The 16,744-nt window shown below is 60.9% G+C and carries 14 protein-coding genes; 6 read left to right on the forward strand and 8 right to left on the reverse strand.

Annotation, left to right across the window (positions count from 1 at the left end; all coding sequences use genetic code 11):
• Positions 1-5: 5 nt before the first annotated feature.
• Together LOY36_RS15225 and LOY36_RS15230 are read right to left on the reverse strand one after the other, a co-directional pair.
• Complete coding sequence (locus tag LOY36_RS15225) at positions 6-500, reverse strand: DUF934 domain-containing protein (RefSeq protein ID WP_258668616.1); 495 nt, start codon at positions 498-500, stop codon at positions 6-8.
• Positions 497-2,170: a nitrite/sulfite reductase gene (locus tag LOY36_RS15230; RefSeq protein ID WP_258668618.1), complete on the reverse strand. Its 1,674-nt coding sequence runs from the start codon at positions 2,168-2,170 to the stop codon at positions 497-499. Before LOY36_RS15230 ends, LOY36_RS15225 begins: the two co-directional genes overlap by 4 nt.
• A gap of 427 nt (positions 2,171-2,597) precedes the next feature.
• On the opposite strand from LOY36_RS15230, the gene ccoN reads away from it, so the two are divergent.
• Positions 2,598-4,025, forward strand: coding sequence for a cytochrome-c oxidase, cbb3-type subunit I (ccoN, locus tag LOY36_RS15235; protein ID WP_026286424.1), 1,428 nt, complete (start codon positions 2,598-2,600; stop codon positions 4,023-4,025).
• 15 nt (positions 4,026-4,040) lie between these two features.
• Positions 4,041-4,262: a cbb3-type cytochrome c oxidase subunit 3 gene (locus LOY36_RS15240; protein WP_258668620.1), complete on the forward strand. Its 222-nt coding sequence runs from the start codon at positions 4,041-4,043 to the stop codon at positions 4,260-4,262.
• A gap of 194 nt (positions 4,263-4,456) precedes the next feature.
• On the opposite strand, the gene LOY36_RS15245 is transcribed toward LOY36_RS15240, so the two are convergent.
• Complete coding sequence (locus tag LOY36_RS15245; protein WP_064618184.1) at positions 4,457-4,951, reverse strand: hypothetical protein; 495 nt, start codon at positions 4,949-4,951, stop codon at positions 4,457-4,459.
• Between the two features lie 70 nt (positions 4,952-5,021).
• Complete coding sequence (locus LOY36_RS15250) at positions 5,022-5,798, reverse strand: helix-turn-helix domain-containing protein (protein WP_258668622.1); 777 nt, start codon at positions 5,796-5,798, stop codon at positions 5,022-5,024.
• 77 nt (positions 5,799-5,875) lie between these two features.
• Here LOY36_RS15250 and LOY36_RS15255 point away from each other — a divergent pair, with 77 nt between their 5' ends.
• Positions 5,876-6,568 carry an aspartate/glutamate racemase family protein gene (locus LOY36_RS15255; protein ID WP_258668624.1) on the forward strand — a complete coding sequence of 231 codons (693 nt, stop codon included), beginning with the start codon at positions 5,876-5,878 and terminating at the stop codon, positions 6,566-6,568.
• Position 6,569: 1 nt separating this feature from the next.
• Here LOY36_RS15255 and LOY36_RS15260 read toward each other — a convergent pair whose 3' ends face one another.
• From LOY36_RS15260 to LOY36_RS15270, 3 genes are all read right to left on the reverse strand, one after another.
• On the reverse strand, positions 6,570-7,088 hold the full coding sequence (locus LOY36_RS15260) for a GNAT family N-acetyltransferase (protein WP_258668625.1): 519 nt from the start codon (positions 7,086-7,088) through the stop codon (positions 6,570-6,572).
• 232 nt (positions 7,089-7,320) lie between these two features.
• A complete protein-coding gene (locus LOY36_RS15265) occupies positions 7,321-8,298 on the reverse strand; it encodes a LysR family transcriptional regulator (RefSeq protein WP_258668627.1) in 978 nt (325 codons plus the stop codon).
• Between the two features lie 92 nt (positions 8,299-8,390).
• Positions 8,391-8,831: a carboxymuconolactone decarboxylase family protein gene (locus LOY36_RS15270; protein ID WP_019579292.1), complete on the reverse strand. Its 441-nt coding sequence runs from the start codon at positions 8,829-8,831 to the stop codon at positions 8,391-8,393.
• A gap of 208 nt (positions 8,832-9,039) precedes the next feature.
• Between LOY36_RS15270 and LOY36_RS15275 the strand changes: the two genes are divergently transcribed.
• The 3 genes from LOY36_RS15275 (at position 9,040) to LOY36_RS15285 (ending at position 11,616) form a co-directional block, all read left to right on the forward strand.
• A complete protein-coding gene (locus LOY36_RS15275; protein ID WP_258668629.1) occupies positions 9,040-10,473 on the forward strand; it encodes a PLP-dependent aminotransferase family protein in 1,434 nt (477 codons plus the stop codon).
• A gap of 123 nt (positions 10,474-10,596) precedes the next feature.
• On the forward strand, positions 10,597-10,890 hold the full coding sequence (locus LOY36_RS15280; RefSeq protein WP_258668631.1) for a putative quinol monooxygenase: 294 nt from the start codon (positions 10,597-10,599) through the stop codon (positions 10,888-10,890).
• 306 nt (positions 10,891-11,196) lie between these two features.
• On the forward strand, positions 11,197-11,616 hold the full coding sequence (locus tag LOY36_RS15285) for a cupin domain-containing protein (protein ID WP_258668633.1): 420 nt from the start codon (positions 11,197-11,199) through the stop codon (positions 11,614-11,616).
• A gap of 87 nt (positions 11,617-11,703) precedes the next feature.
• On the opposite strand, the gene LOY36_RS15290 is transcribed toward LOY36_RS15285, so the two are convergent.
• Positions 11,704-16,611, reverse strand: coding sequence for an NAD-glutamate dehydrogenase (locus tag LOY36_RS15290; protein ID WP_258668635.1), 4,908 nt, complete (start codon positions 16,609-16,611; stop codon positions 11,704-11,706).
• Between the last annotated feature and the right edge of the window lie 133 nt (positions 16,612-16,744).

Below are 16,744 nucleotides of genomic sequence, written 5' to 3' on the forward strand. Positions count from 1 at the left end.
ATGCCCTACCGCCGCCGAAACAACGGCCGCGGCTCGATTACCGAACGCCCATACAACACGCTCATCCCCGCCAGTCCCTTCAGCGCATCTTCGGCAGACTTGTCTTCGCGCACGGCAAAGCTGTCGAAGCCACATTGGCGCATGTGGCTGAGTTGATCGCGCAGCACATCGCCAATCGCGCGCAGTTCTCCTTGCCAACCGAATCGCGTGCGCAACAGATAGGCCTGGCTGTAAGCGCGTCCGTCGCGAAAACTCGGGAAGTCCAGGGCAATCAGCGGCAGGTCGGGAAACCACGGGGTCAGGTTTGTCACTTCGTCGTCAGGACCGAGCCAGACACCTTCGAGTGCAGTCGTGGTGTCGGCGTTAAGGGCCAGCCACTGGGGTAATGGCAGGATCAGCGGCCCGGCCGGCAGTTCACCGGTCGTTTCACGAATCAACTGCCACGGATCATCGCGCACCCACTCGGCGCCGCCCTCTCGCAAACGCAGCACATTGTTCATGCCGACACCTCCAGCACCTTCGGATAAACCCGCTCCTTGAATGGCTCCAGACCGATGCGCGCCAGGGTATCGACGAACAGTTCTTCGCTCTCGCGGTAGCGCACGAACGTGCCGATGATCCGTTCAATCACATCGGGCACTTCGGCGGCGCTGAAGGACGGGCCGATGACCTTGCCCAACGCGCTGTCCTTGCCCTGGGCGCCGCCGAGGGTGATCTGGTACCACTCGCTGCCGTTCTTGTCGACGCCAAGGATGCCGATGTTGCCGATATGGTGGTGGCCGCAGGCGTTCATGCAGCCGGAGATGTTCAGGCTGATGTCGCCCAGGTCATGCAGGTAATCCAGATCGTCGAAACGCGCCTGAATCGCTTGCGCGATGGGGATCGACTTGGCATTCGCCAGGGCGCAGAAGTCGCCGCCGGGGCACGCGATGATGTCGGTCAGCAAGCCGATATTGGCACTCCCCAGGCCTTGCTCGCAGGCCAGGCACCACAGCGCGTAAAGATCGGTCTTGGGCACGTCCGGCAGGACGATGTTCTGTTCATGGGCGATGCGTATTTCGCCGAAACCGAACTGCTCGGACCATTGCGCCACCGCGTCCATTTGCTCGGCCGTGACATCTCCCGGCGGCGAGGCGATGCCCGGTTTGGTCGACAGCACCACACTGGCGTAACCCGGCACCTTGTGCGGCTGAACGTTACGCGTCACCCAACGGGCGAACGCCGGGTGCTCGGCCAGGCGTGTGCCGAAGTCCAGGTCGGTGCCGACCAGTGAACGGTAATCGGGTGGCACAAAGGCGCTGGCAACACGTTCATACTCGACGTCGGTCAACTGCGCCGGACCGTCCTTGAGGTGTTGCCACTCCTCCTCCACTTCCTTGGCGAACGCTTCGATCCCCAGGGCTTTGACCAGAATCTTGATCCGCGCCTTGTACTTGTTATCGCGCCGCCCGTGGCGGTTGTAGACCCGCAGCACCGCCTCGACATAAGACAGCAAATGCTGCCACGGCAAGCCTTCGCGAATCTGCAGACCGAGGATCGGCGTGCGCCCCAACCCGCCGCCAACAATCACTCGCAGGAGCATTTGCCCACTGTCGTCGCGATAAAGATAAAGGCCGATGTCATGCATCATGATTGCCGCGCGGTCCTGTTTCGCCGAGCAGATGGCGATCTTGAACTTGCGCGGCAGGAACAGGAATTCCGGGTTGATGGTCGACCATTGCCGCAGAATCTCCGCCAGCGGACGCGGGTCCATCAGCTCGTCCGCGGCGACACCGGCAAAGGCTTCGGTGGTGATGTTGCGCACGCAGTTGCCGGAGGTCTGGATCGCGTGCATTTCCACCTCGGCCAGGCGTTCGAGGATGTCCGGGACCTGAGCCAGTTCGATCCAGTTGAACTGCATGTTCTGCCGGGTGGTGAAGTGGCCGTAACCACGATCGTAGTCCCGGGCAATGCTCGCCAGGGTGCGCATTTGCCTGGCGTTCAGGGTGCCGTAAGGTATCGCCACGCGCAGCATGTAGGCGTGTTTTTGCATATACAGGCCGTTCTGCAAACGCAGGGGCAGGAACTCTTCTTCGCTCAATTCGCCGGCCATGAAACGCTCGACCTGATCGCGAAACTGCGCAACTCGCTCGAACACCAGGGCCCGGTCATAGTCATCGTATTGATACATGTGGCTGCCACCTCATCAGGAATTTTGCGCAGAACCTGTGGGAGCCCCTGTGGCGAGGGGGCTTTCCCCCGTTGGGTTGCGAAGCAGCCCCAAAATCTCTGATACACCGAAGATCTTGTGAGTGCTACGCACTCAAACGGGGGCAAGCCCCCTCGCCACAGGAGCTCCCACAGGAGTTGCGGTGGATCGAACTCTGCGGCTCGTTCTTGGGGTGCAACTATGCGGCAGCAGCGCAGCGTGTTACAGATTCAGCTAAACACTAAAAAACCGTATCAGGACGCGACTGATGGCCGCAGGCGTGCCCCGCATCTGATCCGTATAAATGAAAGTTTCCTGAGACTGTTTTGTTTCCGGCAGGGTTTCTACAGTTCATCGCATGCCAGACCGGGTGGCCTGGCAAGACTTTGCAACCGTGGAAGAACTGACCATGAGCACAGCAACAATCGGACTGGCCTATAACTACAAGGTCGTCCGCCAATTCGTCGTGGCAACCGTGGTATGGGGCGTCGTCGGGATGGCAATGGGGGTATGGATCGCCTCGCAACTGGTATGGCCCGAGATGAACCTCGACCTGCCGTGGACCACCTTCGGCCGCTTGCGTCCGCTGCACACCAGCCTGGTGATTTTCGGCTTTGCCGGCAGCGCGCAATTCGCCGCCAGTTACTACGCCGTGCAGCGCACCTGCCAGGTGCGGCTGTTCTCGGACAAACTCGCTGCATTCACCTTCTGGGGCTGGCAATCGGTGATCGTGGTGATGCTGATCAGCCTGCCGCTGGGCTACACGACAACCAAGGAATACGCCGAGATCGAGTTCTCCGGCGCGGTGTGGATGACGGTGGTCTGGCTCGCCTATGCCATCGTGTTCTTCACCACCGTGGTGCGCCGCAAGACCAAACATATCTACGTCGGTAACTGGTTTTTCGGTGCGTTCATCGTGGTGATCGCCATGTTGCATGTGGTCAATCACCTGTCGATTCCGGTGGACTGGTTCAAGTCGTATCCGGTGTACTCCGGGGCCACCGACGCCATGGTGCAGTGGTGGTACGGGCACAACGCCGTAGGCTTTTTCCTCACCACCGGGTTTCTCGGGATGATGTATTACTTCGTGCCGAAACAGGTGGGTCGACCGGTGTATTCCTATCGTTTGTCGATCGTGCACTTCTGGGCGCTGATCACCCTGTACATCTGGGCGGGTCCGCACCATTTGCACTACACCGCGCTGCCGGACTGGGCGCAGTCCCTGGGCATGGCGATGTCGCTGATTCTGCTGGCGCCGAGCTGGGGCGGGATGATCAACGGCATGATGACGCTGTCGGGGGCCTGGCATAAGTTGCGCACCGACCCGATCCTGCGGTTTCTGGTGCTGTCCCTGGCCTTCTATGGCATGTCGACCTTCGAAGGGCCGATGATGGCGATCAAGACCGTCAACGCCCTCTCCCACTACACCGACTGGACCATCGGCCACGTGCACGCCGGCGCGCTCGGCTGGGTGGCGATGATCACCTTCGGCGCCATCTATCACATGGTTCCGAAAGTCTTCGGCCGCACGCAAATGCACAGCGTGCCGCTGATTAACCTGCACTTCTGGCTGGCGACCATCGGCACCGTGCTGTACATCGCCTCGATGTGGGTCAACGGCATCACCCAGGGCTTGATGTGGCGCGCGATCAACGACGACGGCACGCTGACCTACTCGTTCGTCGAGGCGTTGCAGGCCAGCCATCCGGGCTTCATCGTGCGGTTTGTCGGCGGGGTGTTTTTCCTCAGCGGCATGCTGCTGATGGCTTATAACGTGTGGCGTACGGTGCGGGTTGCAGATGTGAAGATGGCCGAACTTGAAGCGCAGTATGCCTGAGGCAAGGAGCCTGACATGATCGAAATGGCGTTGAATTTATTGGGTGTGCTGGGGCTTTGGCTGGCGATCGAGTACTGCCTGAAACACCAGACGGCCGAAAGCCTGGACGATGCCAGCCTGATTCCGTTTGCCGATGATCCCGAGGTGGCGCGGCGGGTTGAACTGGCGACCGGCAAAACCGTGAAAGCGGTGGCGCCGGAAGAGCTGAAACCGGGCTGGGGCAACCTCGAAATCTGAGGTACACCCAATTCACTGTGGGAGCGGGCTTGTGGCGAGGGGGCTTGTCGGACCGCCGCACCGCCCCGTTCGAGTGCGCAGCGCTCGCAGGTTCTGGGTCCGCTGCGCGGCCCAACGGGGCGGTGCGGCGGTCCGACAAGCCCCCTCGCCACAAAAGCCCGTTCCCACAGGGTTGAGTGTCGATCACATGGACATTAGTTGCGCTCGCGGGGAATCAGGCTCTGCAGTTGCTGCGCCAAAAAGTTTGCATCGAAGGCAAACGTGTCCGGGTCTTTCAGGCCGTTGGTCTTGCGCCATTGCCAGGCGCTGGACGGTGGCAGGCACACCAGCGAAATACTGCCATAGCGCGCCGCGGTCAACCCCATCACGGCAAGGGAAATCTGCCCACCAACGCCCATCACGTCCGGCACAAACTCCACCGGTTTGCCGGCGATAACGACGCTCAGTTTCTCGGTCTTGAACGTCGACGTCTCCACCGGCACACTCGGCCCGGATGCGACATACGCCTCGCGGCTCACTTCCAGCAGGTTCGGCGCCAGGACCGGTGCCAGCCACTGCTGGATCTGATCGAACAACTCCCCGATGCGCGTCGCCCACACGGCCGATTGCGCCTCAAACAGTTGCTTCTTGTGCGCTTCGCTTTCTGCGTAGTGGCGAAGCATCTCGCCCAGTTGCTGTACGTCGTCCATTGCGGTGTTCCTTTGGTTGAAGCGGTGCTGCGGACTTTGAGCATGGCAGATGCGCGCTGCCGGCGTACGACTAAAAGCGCGAGCGGTACTGGCTAGGGGTCATGGCCAGGTATTTGCGAAAGGCACTGCCCATGTGGGATTGATGGGCGAAGCCGGCATCCAGAGCGATGCTGGCCAAGGGCAGAGCCGTGCGCTCGATCAGCCTGCGTGCGGCCTGAAGCCGCACTTCAATGAGGTAGGCGTGAGGCGTCAGGCCAATAGCCTGGGTGAAATCGCGCAGAAAGCGCAGTTCGTTGTGCCCATAGGTGGCAGCCAATTGTTCCAGCGTCAGGGGGTGCTGGGACTGCTCGGCGATCTGCTCCATGACTCGGGCGAAGGCCTTGGGCGTGGCACGCAGCGTTGTATCGGTTATCGAACCCGCGACGCCAACCAGCGCGACGGCACATTGCTCAAGCGCCAGCAGGTCGGGCTGCGTGGCGAGCAGCTGACGCCGTATATCTCGCGCCAGGGTCAGCGCACGCCGATTGCCGCAAGATTGCATGCGGTGAGCGGCGACCGGTAACAGTTCACTGGCGAACGGCTCATCCAGCCGCATCAACAGATACTCGCCACCAGTGGCCGATTCGGAAAACACCTCCACGCCGACCGGCGTGTACGCCAATACGCCCGGCCAGGTATCGAAATCCGTCCGTCGGTCAGAGTCGATCGCATGCACGCCTTGCTGACGTTCCAGCGTCACCCCGAGGGTTCGCGACTGCGCCGGATCCCGCGCACTGTAAGGCGCACGGGGCAAGAGTCGCAGGCAGAGTCTGCCGCCCAACAGGTTCTCGCTCAGCACACCCGGCATGTGAAATTTCCTGATAGATCGGAACAAGGATCCACTGGACACTCTCCCCAAGGGTTTGCCATTCACAGGAGCACGACATGCGCACCATCGGCCTTATCGGCGGCATGAGCTGGGAGTCCAGCGCTGAGTATTACCGCCTCATCAACCAACAGGTACGCGACCGCCTCGGGCCGTTGCGTTCGGCGAAATTGCTAATGTACAGCGTCGACTTCGGCCCTGTCGAACAGGCCCAGCATGCCGGGCGCTGGGACGATGCGGCGGCGATTCTGGTGGATGCCGCGCGACGTCTGGAGGCTGGCGGTGCCGACTGCGTGGTGCTGTGTACCAACACCATGCATAAGGTGGCCGGGCAGATTCAGTCTGCGATCGATATTCCGTTCCTGCACATTGCCGACCCGGCCGGTCAGGCGGCACTGGACGCCGGTGCGTTGCGGGTGGGTTTGCTGGGGACTGCGTTCACCATGGAACAGGATTTTCTCAAGGCGCGCCTGACGGACTGGGGCCTGACGGTGCTGGTGCCGGAGGTCGAGGAGCGTCAGGCGGTGCACCGGATCATCTATGACGAGTTGTGCGTCGGGATAATCAGCGAGGCGTCGCGCCAGGTCTATCGACGGGTAATCGAATCGCTGACCGAACGCGGCGCTCAGGCGATCATCCTCGGCTGCACCGAAATCGGCCTGCTGATCAAACCCGAGCACAGCACCCTGCCCTTGCTCGACACCACCGAACTGCACGCGCAGGCGGCGGTGGCGTTTGCCTTGGGCGACTGACTCAATCGGCCTTGGGCGTGCGACGCAGGCGCGCCATGCTCAGGGTATCGACCAGCCGACCGTCACGCACGGCGTAGTCGCGAAACAGGCCTTCGGTCTCGAAGCCAAATTTCCGGTACAGGCCGATGGCCGCTTCGTTGTCGGCGTACACCGAGAGTTCGACCCGTTGCAGGTTCATCCAGTTGTCGGCGACATCAAGCGCCGCCGCCAGCAGTTTCGAACCGACACCCTTGCCCTGCCAAGCCACGGCAACCCCCATGCCGAAGCTGCCTGCATGGCTGCGGCGGATTCGCGAAAACTGTTCCAGGCCGATGTTACCGATGACCGAGCCCTGATGCAGCGCCACCAATTTCACCGCCCGTTCGTTGTCCGCCATCAGGCGTTGGCGCCAGACCTCGGTGGACTGAAACGGCATTTGCAGCACCTGACGGGCCACAGCCGGGTCGTTGTAGAGGGCGGTGACGCCCTCGATGTGGGATTCGCTGAAGCGCTCGAGGGTAATGACGGAGTCGGCGGGCATGAGTGTTTCGTCCTTGATGCGTACGTGGCCGCTTACTCTATAACGGTGCAAACCTCTGTGGCGAGGGAGCTTGTCGGAACGCCGCACCGCCCCGTTGGGTTGCGAAGCAGCCCCCATTCTGAGAACCCGGTTTGTCTGATGCACCGGTTTGAATGGTTTTGGGGGTGCTACGCGCCCCAGCGGGAGCAAGCTCCCTCGCCACAAAAGTGTTCTTGCCAGAAGATCCGTCGAGCTACTCGAACCACTCCCTTCGCTCATTAAAGGTATTGTGGATCAGCTCGACGATCGCCTGCACCGCAGCTTCATTTCGGGAGTCGGCATTGATCGCCATCCACACCTGGCGCTCCATCGGTTGGCTGAAGAGCCCTGGCAATGCCACCAGCCCCCTATCGAATTGGCTCATGTAGTGCGGCAGCAAACCGATACAGGCGCTGCAGCGGATCATCTCCAGCATCAGCTCATAGGAATGCAACTGCACCACTCCCGCCAGACGCTGCTCCACCAGACTGTTCCACGGCCCGAAGGCGCCGACCTGGCGGTCGTGTTGCCATTGCACCAGCATGAAATCGGCCAGGTCGCCCAGGCTGTCCGGGCGGGCCGCGACCCGCGAATAGCGTTTGGCGATGTGCGGCAGGTAGTCCAGCCGTGCCAGACGCCGGGGCTCGGTGATGGCGAAACTGGGGCCTGGTAACGGCGAATCTGTGCCCGCCAGCCACACCACCACATCGGCGCTGATCGCCCGCAGGGACAGTTCGCTGTCGAGGGAGATGATGTCCAGGCGCACGCTGGCGTTGCGTCGCAGCAGCGAGACCAGGTCGCGACCGAGGATGTCGTGCAGGATCGACTCGGCCACGGCCAGGCGCACCAACGGCTGTTCGATCACTGGCAAATCGCGCTCACGGGCCAAGGCCATCAACTGCGCCTGAAGCTGCAACCCGTCACGACTGAGGGCAAAGCCATTGCCCGAATGGCAGAACAGCGAGCGCTGCAGTTGTGCTTCAAGTTGCGCCAATTGTTTACGCAACTGGGTCGACTTGATGTTGAGACTGCGGGCCGCTTGCATGAAACAGCCACAGCGGGCGCTGACCCTGAAGGCCAGCAGTAACACCGGATCGATTCCGGCTATCCGTGCGTGAGAGGCGTTGCTGTGTTCTACGGGCGAACGGTACTCGGCCACGCCCTGACGCCCGGCGGATTCCATGAATGACATCGATGACTCCCTGTCGATCTGTCCTTGACCGTTTCATCCTGCTGATCGTTCATGAATCTGATGTGACAAACGGGTAAAAACCAAACCAATAATCAACTGCTGGGCGTTTGCCGAAAGCTCACCGCCAGGCGATTCCAGCTGTTGATGGCGCTGATGGCCATCGTCAGGTCGACCAGTTCCCCTTCACCGAACTGCTCCCGGGCCAGTGCATAAACATCGTCCGGCACATGGCTTTGCGCGAGCAGGGTCACCGCTTCGGTCCAGGCCAGGGCCGCCCGCTCCCGAGGGCTGAAAAAGCCGCTGTCGCGCCAGACCACGATTGCATACAGCCGCCGATCGGTCTCGCCGATACGACGTGCGTCCACCGAGTGCATGTCAGTGCAGAAGGCGCAACCATTGAGCTGCGAGGCGCGGATCTTGATCAGGTTCAGCAACGCCGGTTCGATGCTCAGATCACGGGTCAAGGCCTCCATGGCGATCATGGCTTTCATCGCCTTGGGCGATGCGCTGTAGTAATCCAGGCGAACGGTCATGGCGGCGGCCTCGTGGCGCGAATCGGTATCTCCACGTTAGGCGCTGATGCACGAGCGTTACAGAGCCAATTCAGCGAAAAAGCCATGGACCGCCCGACAGAAGACCAATTGCCGGTTTTTCGCCCACACAACTTCTGTGCAGTCACTCATGCAGGTAATCTGGCGCGACGCACAGTCGCCTCACAATCGCCCCAGGAGCCCCGCCGGTATGGAACTTCACGTTGTCATCAACGGCCGCAAGGATCTGGCAGGCCAGCTGTACCGGCAACTGCGCAGCGCCATTGAATCCGGGCGCCTGGCAGCCGGCACGCAGCTGCCGCCCAGCCGTTTGCTGGCCGAACAACTGGGGATTTCGCGCAAGACCATTTCCGACACCTATGCGCAACTGACCTACGAAAACTTCCTCACCGGGGTGATCGGCAAAGGCACCTACGTCAATGCCCGGGCGGCAAAAGTCGTCCGTAAACAGAGCCATTCGGAATTGGCCAGCTTCGATGTCATCGAGAGCTGGCGCAAGTTGCCGACGTTCTTGCGCCACCCGACGCTGGAAGGCTCGCTGCGCTACGACTTTATCGGTGGTGCAACCAGCAAGGGCCAGTTTCCGCAGGACGACTGGCGCCGTTGTACCTCCCATGCCTTGCGCCAGATCGCCGGTTCCAAGGGTTTCTACAGCCAGCCCGAAGGCCTGCCGGCGTTGCGCAATGCAATCGCACAGCACATCGCATTTTCCCGCGGGGTCAATTGTCGGGACGAAGACGTGGTGGTGTGCAATGGCGCGCAGCAAGCGCTGGACCTGATTTCCCGGGTGTTGACCCAACCGGGCAGCCTCGTGGCCATGGAGGACCCCGGTTACCCTCCGGCGCGCCTGTTGTTCGGGACTCATGGCGCAACGGTGGTCGGCGTGCCGGTCGATGCGCAAGGCATCCAGGTCGAGCACATTCCCGACGGCACGCGGCTGATTTATGTCACCCCCTCGCACCAGTTCCCCTTGGGCATGCCCATGAGCCACGAGCGTCGGGTGGCGCTGCTGGAGCGGGCCCACGAACTGGGGGCGATCATCATCGAGGACGATTACGACAGCGAGTTCCGCTATGAAGGCCGGCCCACCGACTCGCTGCAAAGCCTGGATGAACGCGGCATCGTCGCCTACGTCGGCACCTTCTCGAAGACCCTGTTGCCGGAGTTGCGGCTGGGGTATGCGATTTTGCCGCCGGCGATTCTCGAAGCGGTGATCAGCGCCAAGCAGCTCACCGACCGGCACACCTCCACCCTGCCCCAATGGGCGCTGGCCAAGTTCATCGCCGAGGGCTGTCTGCTCAAGCACATCCGGCGTTGCCATACGATTTACGCCGGGCGCCGCGAACGGATCCTGGCGCGGATGGCGGGCGACCTTTCGCCATGGTTCGAAGCGGTGCCGACCACAGCCGGGTTTCACATGGCGGTACTGTGCAAGGTGCCGGTCGATATTCCGTTGGTGATCGAACTCGCGAAAAAAGTCGAAGTGGGACTCTATACCCTGGACGACTTTTTTTACCAGCAAACGCCACGGGCCGGGCTTTTCCTGGGGTTCGGGGCGATCGAAACCCTGGACATCGACATCGCCCTGGACCGTTTGCGGGACATTTTGCAGCAGGTTGGTTGAGGGATTGGTCTGCGGTTTTATCCGGTGATTGGCTATTGGCGGCCCAAGGGGGCAGGCCTATCCTGCATGGGCGTTATCCCTCAATGAGCAGGATTCGTCCGGCCTGATTCAGGAGTGTGAGTAATGTCCAACCAAGTGTTCAACACCGTAAAGATACGAGCTGCCGCCGGTCGCTCGGACGAACTGGGCAAACAACTGCAAAAGATTGTCGACACCCTGCGCGAACTTCCGGGCTGTGACGCCTATATGGTCGACCGCTGCCCCGAGGACGACACCCGCTGGACGGTCAGCGCCCACTGGCAATCGGAAGCGGCGATGCAAGCGCATTTCAACCGCCCCGAAGTGCAAGGTTTTATCGGCCTGATCGACAGCCGGTTGGCCAATGCCGTCGACTTCAACAGCTTTCCTATCGTTTGAAACAAGATCAAAAGATCGCAACCCCGATAGCAGCTTGCGTTCGCTTGTAGCAGCTGTCGAGCTTGCGAGGCTGCGTTCGGCTGCGAAGCAGTCGTGAGTCCGGCTGACACGGTCTGCCTGACGTACCGCAAGCTCTGGTTTGACGACTGCTTCGCAGCCGAACGCAGCCTCGCAGGCTCGACAGCTGCTACGGGTAATGTAGCCTCGGTGATTGGTCCCCTGATCTTCCGGAAAATTGGCCGTTTGATTAGCCGATAGCGCCGCTTACTGTGGTCCCTGACGACTCACCACCACAGGTAATCAACCATGAATGCGCTTCGCTTTTTTGCTGCCTCTTTCGCCGCCCTGACGCTAACCGTTTCAGCCTCGGTATTCGCCCACGAAACCGCCGCCCCTTCGGAAAATGTCACCATCCTGCAAGACCAGATGCTGAAAAACGCACCCGGCAAAAAAGCCCTGATGATCGAAGTCGATTACCAGCCGGGCCAATCTTCCATTGCCCATAAACACCAGGGTACGGCCATGGCCTACGTGCTATCGGGGGAGATCACTTCTCAAGTCAAAGGCGAAAAAGCGACCACCTACAAGGCTGGCGAATTCTGGTACGAACCGGCCGGGTCTGAACATCTGGTGTCGAAAAACGCCAGCGCTACCCAACCCGCCAAGCTGTTGGTGTTCATGGTGTTGGCCCCGGATGAGAAAGTGCTGATTCCTTTGGAAAACTGATAGCTGAGGCCATCAGCCACCACAAAATCTTCAGGCATAAAAAAGCCCCGCCTCTTTCGAGAGCGGGGCTTTTTCATTCAGCGCTTATCAGGCCGCCGGCTCCAGCTCGGCGTCTGCGCTGCTAGTGACAGCCGCAGGCACCACCGCTTGACCGCTCAACGCCACATCCAGCAATTCACGGTTGGCCACCGCGTACATGGCGTAGTCAGTGCCGCTGGCGGCACGGATTTCCACCAGCATGGCGCGCCAGCGTTCGATCATGCCTTCGTTCTGCTCCATCCACAGCTCCAGGCGTGTTTCCACGTCCTGGGTGCCGTCGCCCTGTTGCAGGACCGAGATGGTGATCGCACGTTGTTGCCAGTCGACGTCATCGCGGAACGCTTCACGGGCCAGGGCCTGCCAGTTGTTTTCAACCGGCAGAGCGCTGATCTGTTGCAGGTACCAGGTAATGTCCAGCGCGCTGCCCACGGCGAAGTAGGCCTTGGCCACGTCCGCTGGGTCCTGGCCGGTCACGTCGGAAGCCTCGATGATCGGCAGCAGGGTGTACAGGTGCGTGGTGCCAGCCACCATGCGTGCCAGCAACTCCGGAACACCGGCTTCGACGTACGCCTGATAGCGAGCCTGCCAGGTGTCGCGAATCTCGCCACTGAGCAGTTCGTCAAGCTTGAGGCCCAACTCTTTCAGGTGCGGACCGAAATGCGCGACGTCGCGGGCAGCATTCTGCTCGTTGCGGCGGGCACGCAGGAACCAGCGCGTAGCGCGACGGCCCAGACGCATCAGCTCGTCCATCAGCTCCAGTTGCACATCAGCGGAGACCAGGTAGTCCAGGGACTCGATCTGACGGAACCAGTGCGGGAGGTGGAAAATGTCACGCACGATCACATACGCACCGGCCACGTTCGCCGGGCTCATGCCGGTCGACTCTTTGAGCCGTTGAACGAAGGTGATGCCCATGTGGTTGACCAGATCGTTGGCGATCTGGGTGCTGACGATTTCGCGCTTCAGGCGGTGACGGCGCATGGCGGCAGAGAACTTGCTGACCAGCGTCGGCGGGAAAGCGGTTTCCATGTCGCGGGTCAGGTAGTCGTCGTCCGGCACCAGGGAGCCCAGCAACTGCTCCTTGAGGTCGATCTTGCTGTAGGAGATCAGCACCGACAGCTCGGCACGGGTCAGGCCATGGCCTGCCGCGACGCGCTCGTTGATCGCATCTTCCGACGGCAGGAACTCGATGGCGCGATCCAGCTTGCCACGGGCTTCCAGATCGTTCATCAGGCGCTTGTATTCAGCGATCCGTGGCAACGCGCGACGGGCCGCCAGCGACAATGCCTGGGTCTGCTTGTAGTTGTTGCCCAACACCAGGCCACCGACTTCGTCGGTCATGCTCGCCAGCAACTGGTTACGTTGCTTGTCGGTCATGTCGCCGGCCTGAACCACTTCGTTCAGCAGGATCTTGATGTTCACTTCGTGGTCGGAGCAGTCCACGCCACCGGCGTTGTCAATGAAGTCGGTGTTGGAACCGCCGCCATTGAGGCCGAACTCGACGCGACCCAGCTGAGTCATACCGAGGTTACCGCCCTCGCCCACAACCTTGCAGCGCAGTTCGTTACCGTTCACGCGCAGTGCATCGTTGGCCTTGTCGCCGACATCGGCGTGGCTTTCGCTGCTGGCTTTGACGTACGTACCGATACCGCCGTTCCACAACAGGTCTACCGGTGCCTTGAGCAAGGCGTTGAGCAGTTCGGTCGGGGTCAGCTTGTCGGCCTGAATGTCGAAGCGCTCTTTCATCTGCTCGGAGATGGCAATGCTCTTCGCGCTACGGGAGAAGATACCGCCGCCTTCGGACATGATGCTGGTGTCGTAATCCGACCAGGCCGAACGCGGCAGGTCGAACAGGCGCTGACGCTCGGCGAAGCTGCTGGCAGGCTCCGGGTTCGGGTCGATGAAGATGTGCAGGTGGTTGAAGGCTGCGACCAGTTGCAGCTTGTCGGACATCAGCAAGCCGTTACCGAACACGTCACCGGCCATGTCGCCGACGCCCACCACGGTGATGCTGTCTTCCTGGACGTTGATACCGCGTTCGCGGAAGTGGCGTTGTACGCCGACCCACGCGCCCTTGGCGGTGATACCCATTTTCTTGTGGTCGTAACCAGCGGAACCGCCAGATGCGAACGCGTCGCCGAGCCAGAAGCCGTAGTCGATGGCGATACCGTTGGCGATGTCGGAGAAGGTCGCAGTGCCCTTGTCCGCTGCTACCACCAGGTACGGGTCATCGTCGTCATGACGCACGACGTTGGCCGGCGGTACCAGCGCGCCGTCTTTCAGGTTGTCGGTGATGTCCAACAGGCCCGAGATGAAGATGCGGTAGCAGGCGATGCCCTCGGCCGCGATCTCGTCACGGCTGCCGCCCAGTGGCAGGCGACGCGGCAGGAAGCCGCCCTTCGCACCCACCGGCACGATGACCGAGTTCTTCACTTGCTGGGCTTTTACCAGGCCCAGGACTTCGGTGCGGAAGTCTTCTTCACGGTCGGACCAGCGCAGACCGCCGCGAGCCACGTTGCCGAAGCGCAGGTGCACACCTTCGACGCGCGGCGAGTAAACGAAGATTTCGAACTTCGGAACCGGCTTCGGCAGCTCTGGAATCTGGTGCGGGTTGAACTTGAAGCTGAAGTAGGACTTGTTCTGACCGTGAGCATCGGTCTGGTAGAAGTTGGTCCGCAGGGTCGCCTTGATCAGGTCCAGGTAACGACGCAGGATGCGGTCTTCGTTGAGCACCTGAACATCGTCCAGTGCGCTCAGAATCGCGTGTTCCAGGCGTTGTTGCTTGTCTTCCAGATCGTCACTGGCCAGCTTGCGCGCCAGATAGAAACGGGTCTTGAACAACCGGGTCAACTCGCGAGCGATGTCGGTGTGGTTGTTCAGGGTGCTGGCGATGTAACCCAGGTCGAAGCCCAGACGGATCTGCTTCATGTAACGGGCATAGGCACGCAGCAGCGCCACGTCGCGCCATGGCAGGCCGGCGGTCAGCACCAGACGGTTGAAGGCATCGTTCTCGGCATCGCCACGCACGATGTGGACGAAAGCGTCCTGCAAGGTGTCGTTGAGTTGCTGGATGTCGAGCTCCAGGCCTTCGGCAGCCGTGAACGCGAAGTCGTGAATCCAGAACTCGCGGCCGCTGTTGTGGCGCAGGCGATACGGGAATTCACCCAGTACGCGCAGGCCGAGGTTTTCCAGGATCGGCAGTACATCGGACAACGCCAGCGGCGTGTCGGCGTGATACAGCTTGCAGTGCAGCTCACGTTGGCCCGATACCTGACCCAGTGGCTGATAGAAGCTCATCACCAGCGGATTCTTTTCGCTCAGGCTCAGCAGATGCTGCATGTCGACCACAGCCGAGTGGGCGGCGAAACGCTCGCGGTAACCGGCCGGGAAGCCTTTCGGGAAGTCGGCCAGCACGTTGGTGCCCTGGGCTTCGCCGAAGCTCTCGACCACCAGGCTGGCGTAGTCGTCCTGCCAGCTGCGGCAGGCCTGCACCACTTCTTTTTCCAGCAGAACCGGGTCGATGTCCAGACGGTTCTTCGGGTCGACCCGCAGAATCAGCTGCACACGGGCCAGCACGGATTCGGAGAAGAAGGTCCAGAACTCGCAGTCCGAGGCTTTCAGACGATCCATCAGCACTTGCTGGATCTTCTGGCGCACTTCGGTGGAGTAGATGTCACGCGGCACATAGGCCAGGCAGTAGCAGAAACGGCCGTACGGATCTTTGCGCAGGAATACGCGGATCTTGTTGCGTTCCTGGATCTGCACGATCGACATCACGGTGGCGAACAACTCGTCCACCGGCGTCTGGAACAGGTCATCGCGAGGCAACACTTCAAGCACCTGGGCCAGTTCCTTGCCCAAGTGAGCCTTGGCCTGGAAGCCCGAACGCTGCTCGATGATCTCGACCTTGCGACGGATGTATGGAATGACCCGCACGCTTTCGCCATACACCGACGAGGTGTACAGGCCCATGAAGCGGCATTCCTTGATGACCTTGCCGTTGGCATCGATCTGGCGGATCGACACGTAGTCCGGGTACGCCGGACGGTGGACACGGCTTGGATGCGCAGCCTTGGCGAACGACAGCGGCGTCGGTTCACGCAGATAGTTGACGGCGTAGTCTTCGATGCGCAGGTCATCGACGGTCAGGCCAGCGCGCAGCAGCTTGGTCAGGCCGAGGAACGAGCTCTGATCATAGTCGATGTGACCGCCGTTCTGATCTTCGCCCACCACGAACTCTTCGTAGCCCAGGAAGGTGAAGTGGTTGCCCACCAGCCATTCCAGGAAGCTCTTGATTTCGGATTTTTCTTCGGCGTCGATGGCGAACTGGCTATTGTCGATGCCTTCGATCAGCTCCTGGACCTTGGCTTTCATCGGTTCAAAATCGGCGACCGCAACGCGGACTTCACCGAGAACCTGCTCCAGCTCTTTGGTCAGGACATTCAATTCGGCCGTGTTGGCGCAACGGTCGATTTCCAGGTACATCAGCGATTCTTGCAGAATGCCTTCACCCTGGGTGCCTTTCGGCAGGATTTCCAGTAGCTCGCCCTTGCTGCCGCGACGCACGCTCAGCACAGTGGTTTGCAGGGTATGGATGCTGTAGCCGCGACGGTTCAGCTCGGTACGCACCGAATCCACCAGGAATGGCAGATCGTGGTGCAGCACTTCGACCGCGGTGTGGGTCGACTGCCAGCCGTGGCGTTCGTAATCGGGGTTGTAGACACGCACTTGCGATTGAGCGTGATCGAAGCGCTCAAGCAGGCGCCATGCAGAAAGGGTGCAACCGGCGAGGTCGGATAGCCGACGCTGAGTCAGCTCGTCGAGGGAAATAATGCCGAAAAATTGTTCGGCGAACAGCGCCACTTGTGGCAGTGCCTGTTCACTGATGTGCTGCGCCAGTGCCGCTTGCAGTTGGTGCTGGAAGTCGGCTTTGCTGGCTGCGGTGAAGAACGCCATCTGTGGTACTCCGCTTGGGCTTGTTATTGATGGAAGCGTCGCGTGCAACCCCCTTTCGGGGTATTCCGTCACCCTGTTCCTGATTCTCGGGCAGAGGAAACAGGACGACAGTTGGGTGAAGCTGGACGAGACA

Origin of the sequence: Pseudomonas sp. B21-019 (assembly GCF_024749225.1) — a bacterium.
Lineage (GTDB): Bacteria > Pseudomonadota > Gammaproteobacteria > Pseudomonadales > Pseudomonadaceae > Aquipseudomonas.

Excerpts from the sequence above, each read along its gene's own strand:
- LOY36_RS15285 (WP_258668633.1), top strand. The coding sequence starts at position 11,197 with ATGAATGCGCTTCGCTTTTTTGCTGCCTCTTTCGCCGCCCTGACGCTA.
- LOY36_RS15280 (WP_258668631.1), top strand. The coding sequence starts at position 10,597 with ATGTCCAACCAAGTGTTCAACACCGTAAAGATACGAGCTGCCGCCGGT.
- LOY36_RS15240 (WP_258668620.1), top strand. The coding sequence starts at position 4,041 with ATGATCGAAATGGCGTTGAATTTATTGGGTGTGCTGGGGCTTTGGCTG.
- LOY36_RS15270 (WP_019579292.1), bottom strand. The coding sequence starts at position 8,831 with ATGACCGTTCGCCTGGATTACTACAGCGCATCGCCCAAGGCGATGAAA.
- LOY36_RS15265 (WP_258668627.1), bottom strand. The coding sequence starts at position 8,298 with ATGTCATTCATGGAATCCGCCGGGCGTCAGGGCGTGGCCGAGTACCGT.
- LOY36_RS15250 (WP_258668622.1), bottom strand. The coding sequence starts at position 5,798 with ATGCCGGGTGTGCTGAGCGAGAACCTGTTGGGCGGCAGACTCTGCCTG.
- LOY36_RS15230 (WP_258668618.1), bottom strand. The coding sequence starts at position 2,170 with ATGTATCAATACGATGACTATGACCGGGCCCTGGTGTTCGAGCGAGTT.
- LOY36_RS15260 (WP_258668625.1), bottom strand. The coding sequence starts at position 7,088 with ATGCCCGCCGACTCCGTCATTACCCTCGAGCGCTTCAGCGAATCCCAC.
- ccoN (WP_026286424.1), top strand. The coding sequence starts at position 2,598 with ATGAGCACAGCAACAATCGGACTGGCCTATAACTACAAGGTCGTCCGC.
- LOY36_RS15275 (WP_258668629.1), top strand. The coding sequence starts at position 9,040 with ATGGAACTTCACGTTGTCATCAACGGCCGCAAGGATCTGGCAGGCCAG.
- LOY36_RS15255 (WP_258668624.1), top strand. The coding sequence starts at position 5,876 with ATGCGCACCATCGGCCTTATCGGCGGCATGAGCTGGGAGTCCAGCGCT.
- LOY36_RS15290 (WP_258668635.1), bottom strand. The coding sequence starts at position 16,611 with ATGGCGTTCTTCACCGCAGCCAGCAAAGCCGACTTCCAGCACCAACTG.
- LOY36_RS15225 (WP_258668616.1), bottom strand. The coding sequence starts at position 500 with ATGAACAATGTGCTGCGTTTGCGAGAGGGCGGCGCCGAGTGGGTGCGC.
- LOY36_RS15245 (WP_064618184.1), bottom strand. The coding sequence starts at position 4,951 with ATGGACGACGTACAGCAACTGGGCGAGATGCTTCGCCACTACGCAGAA.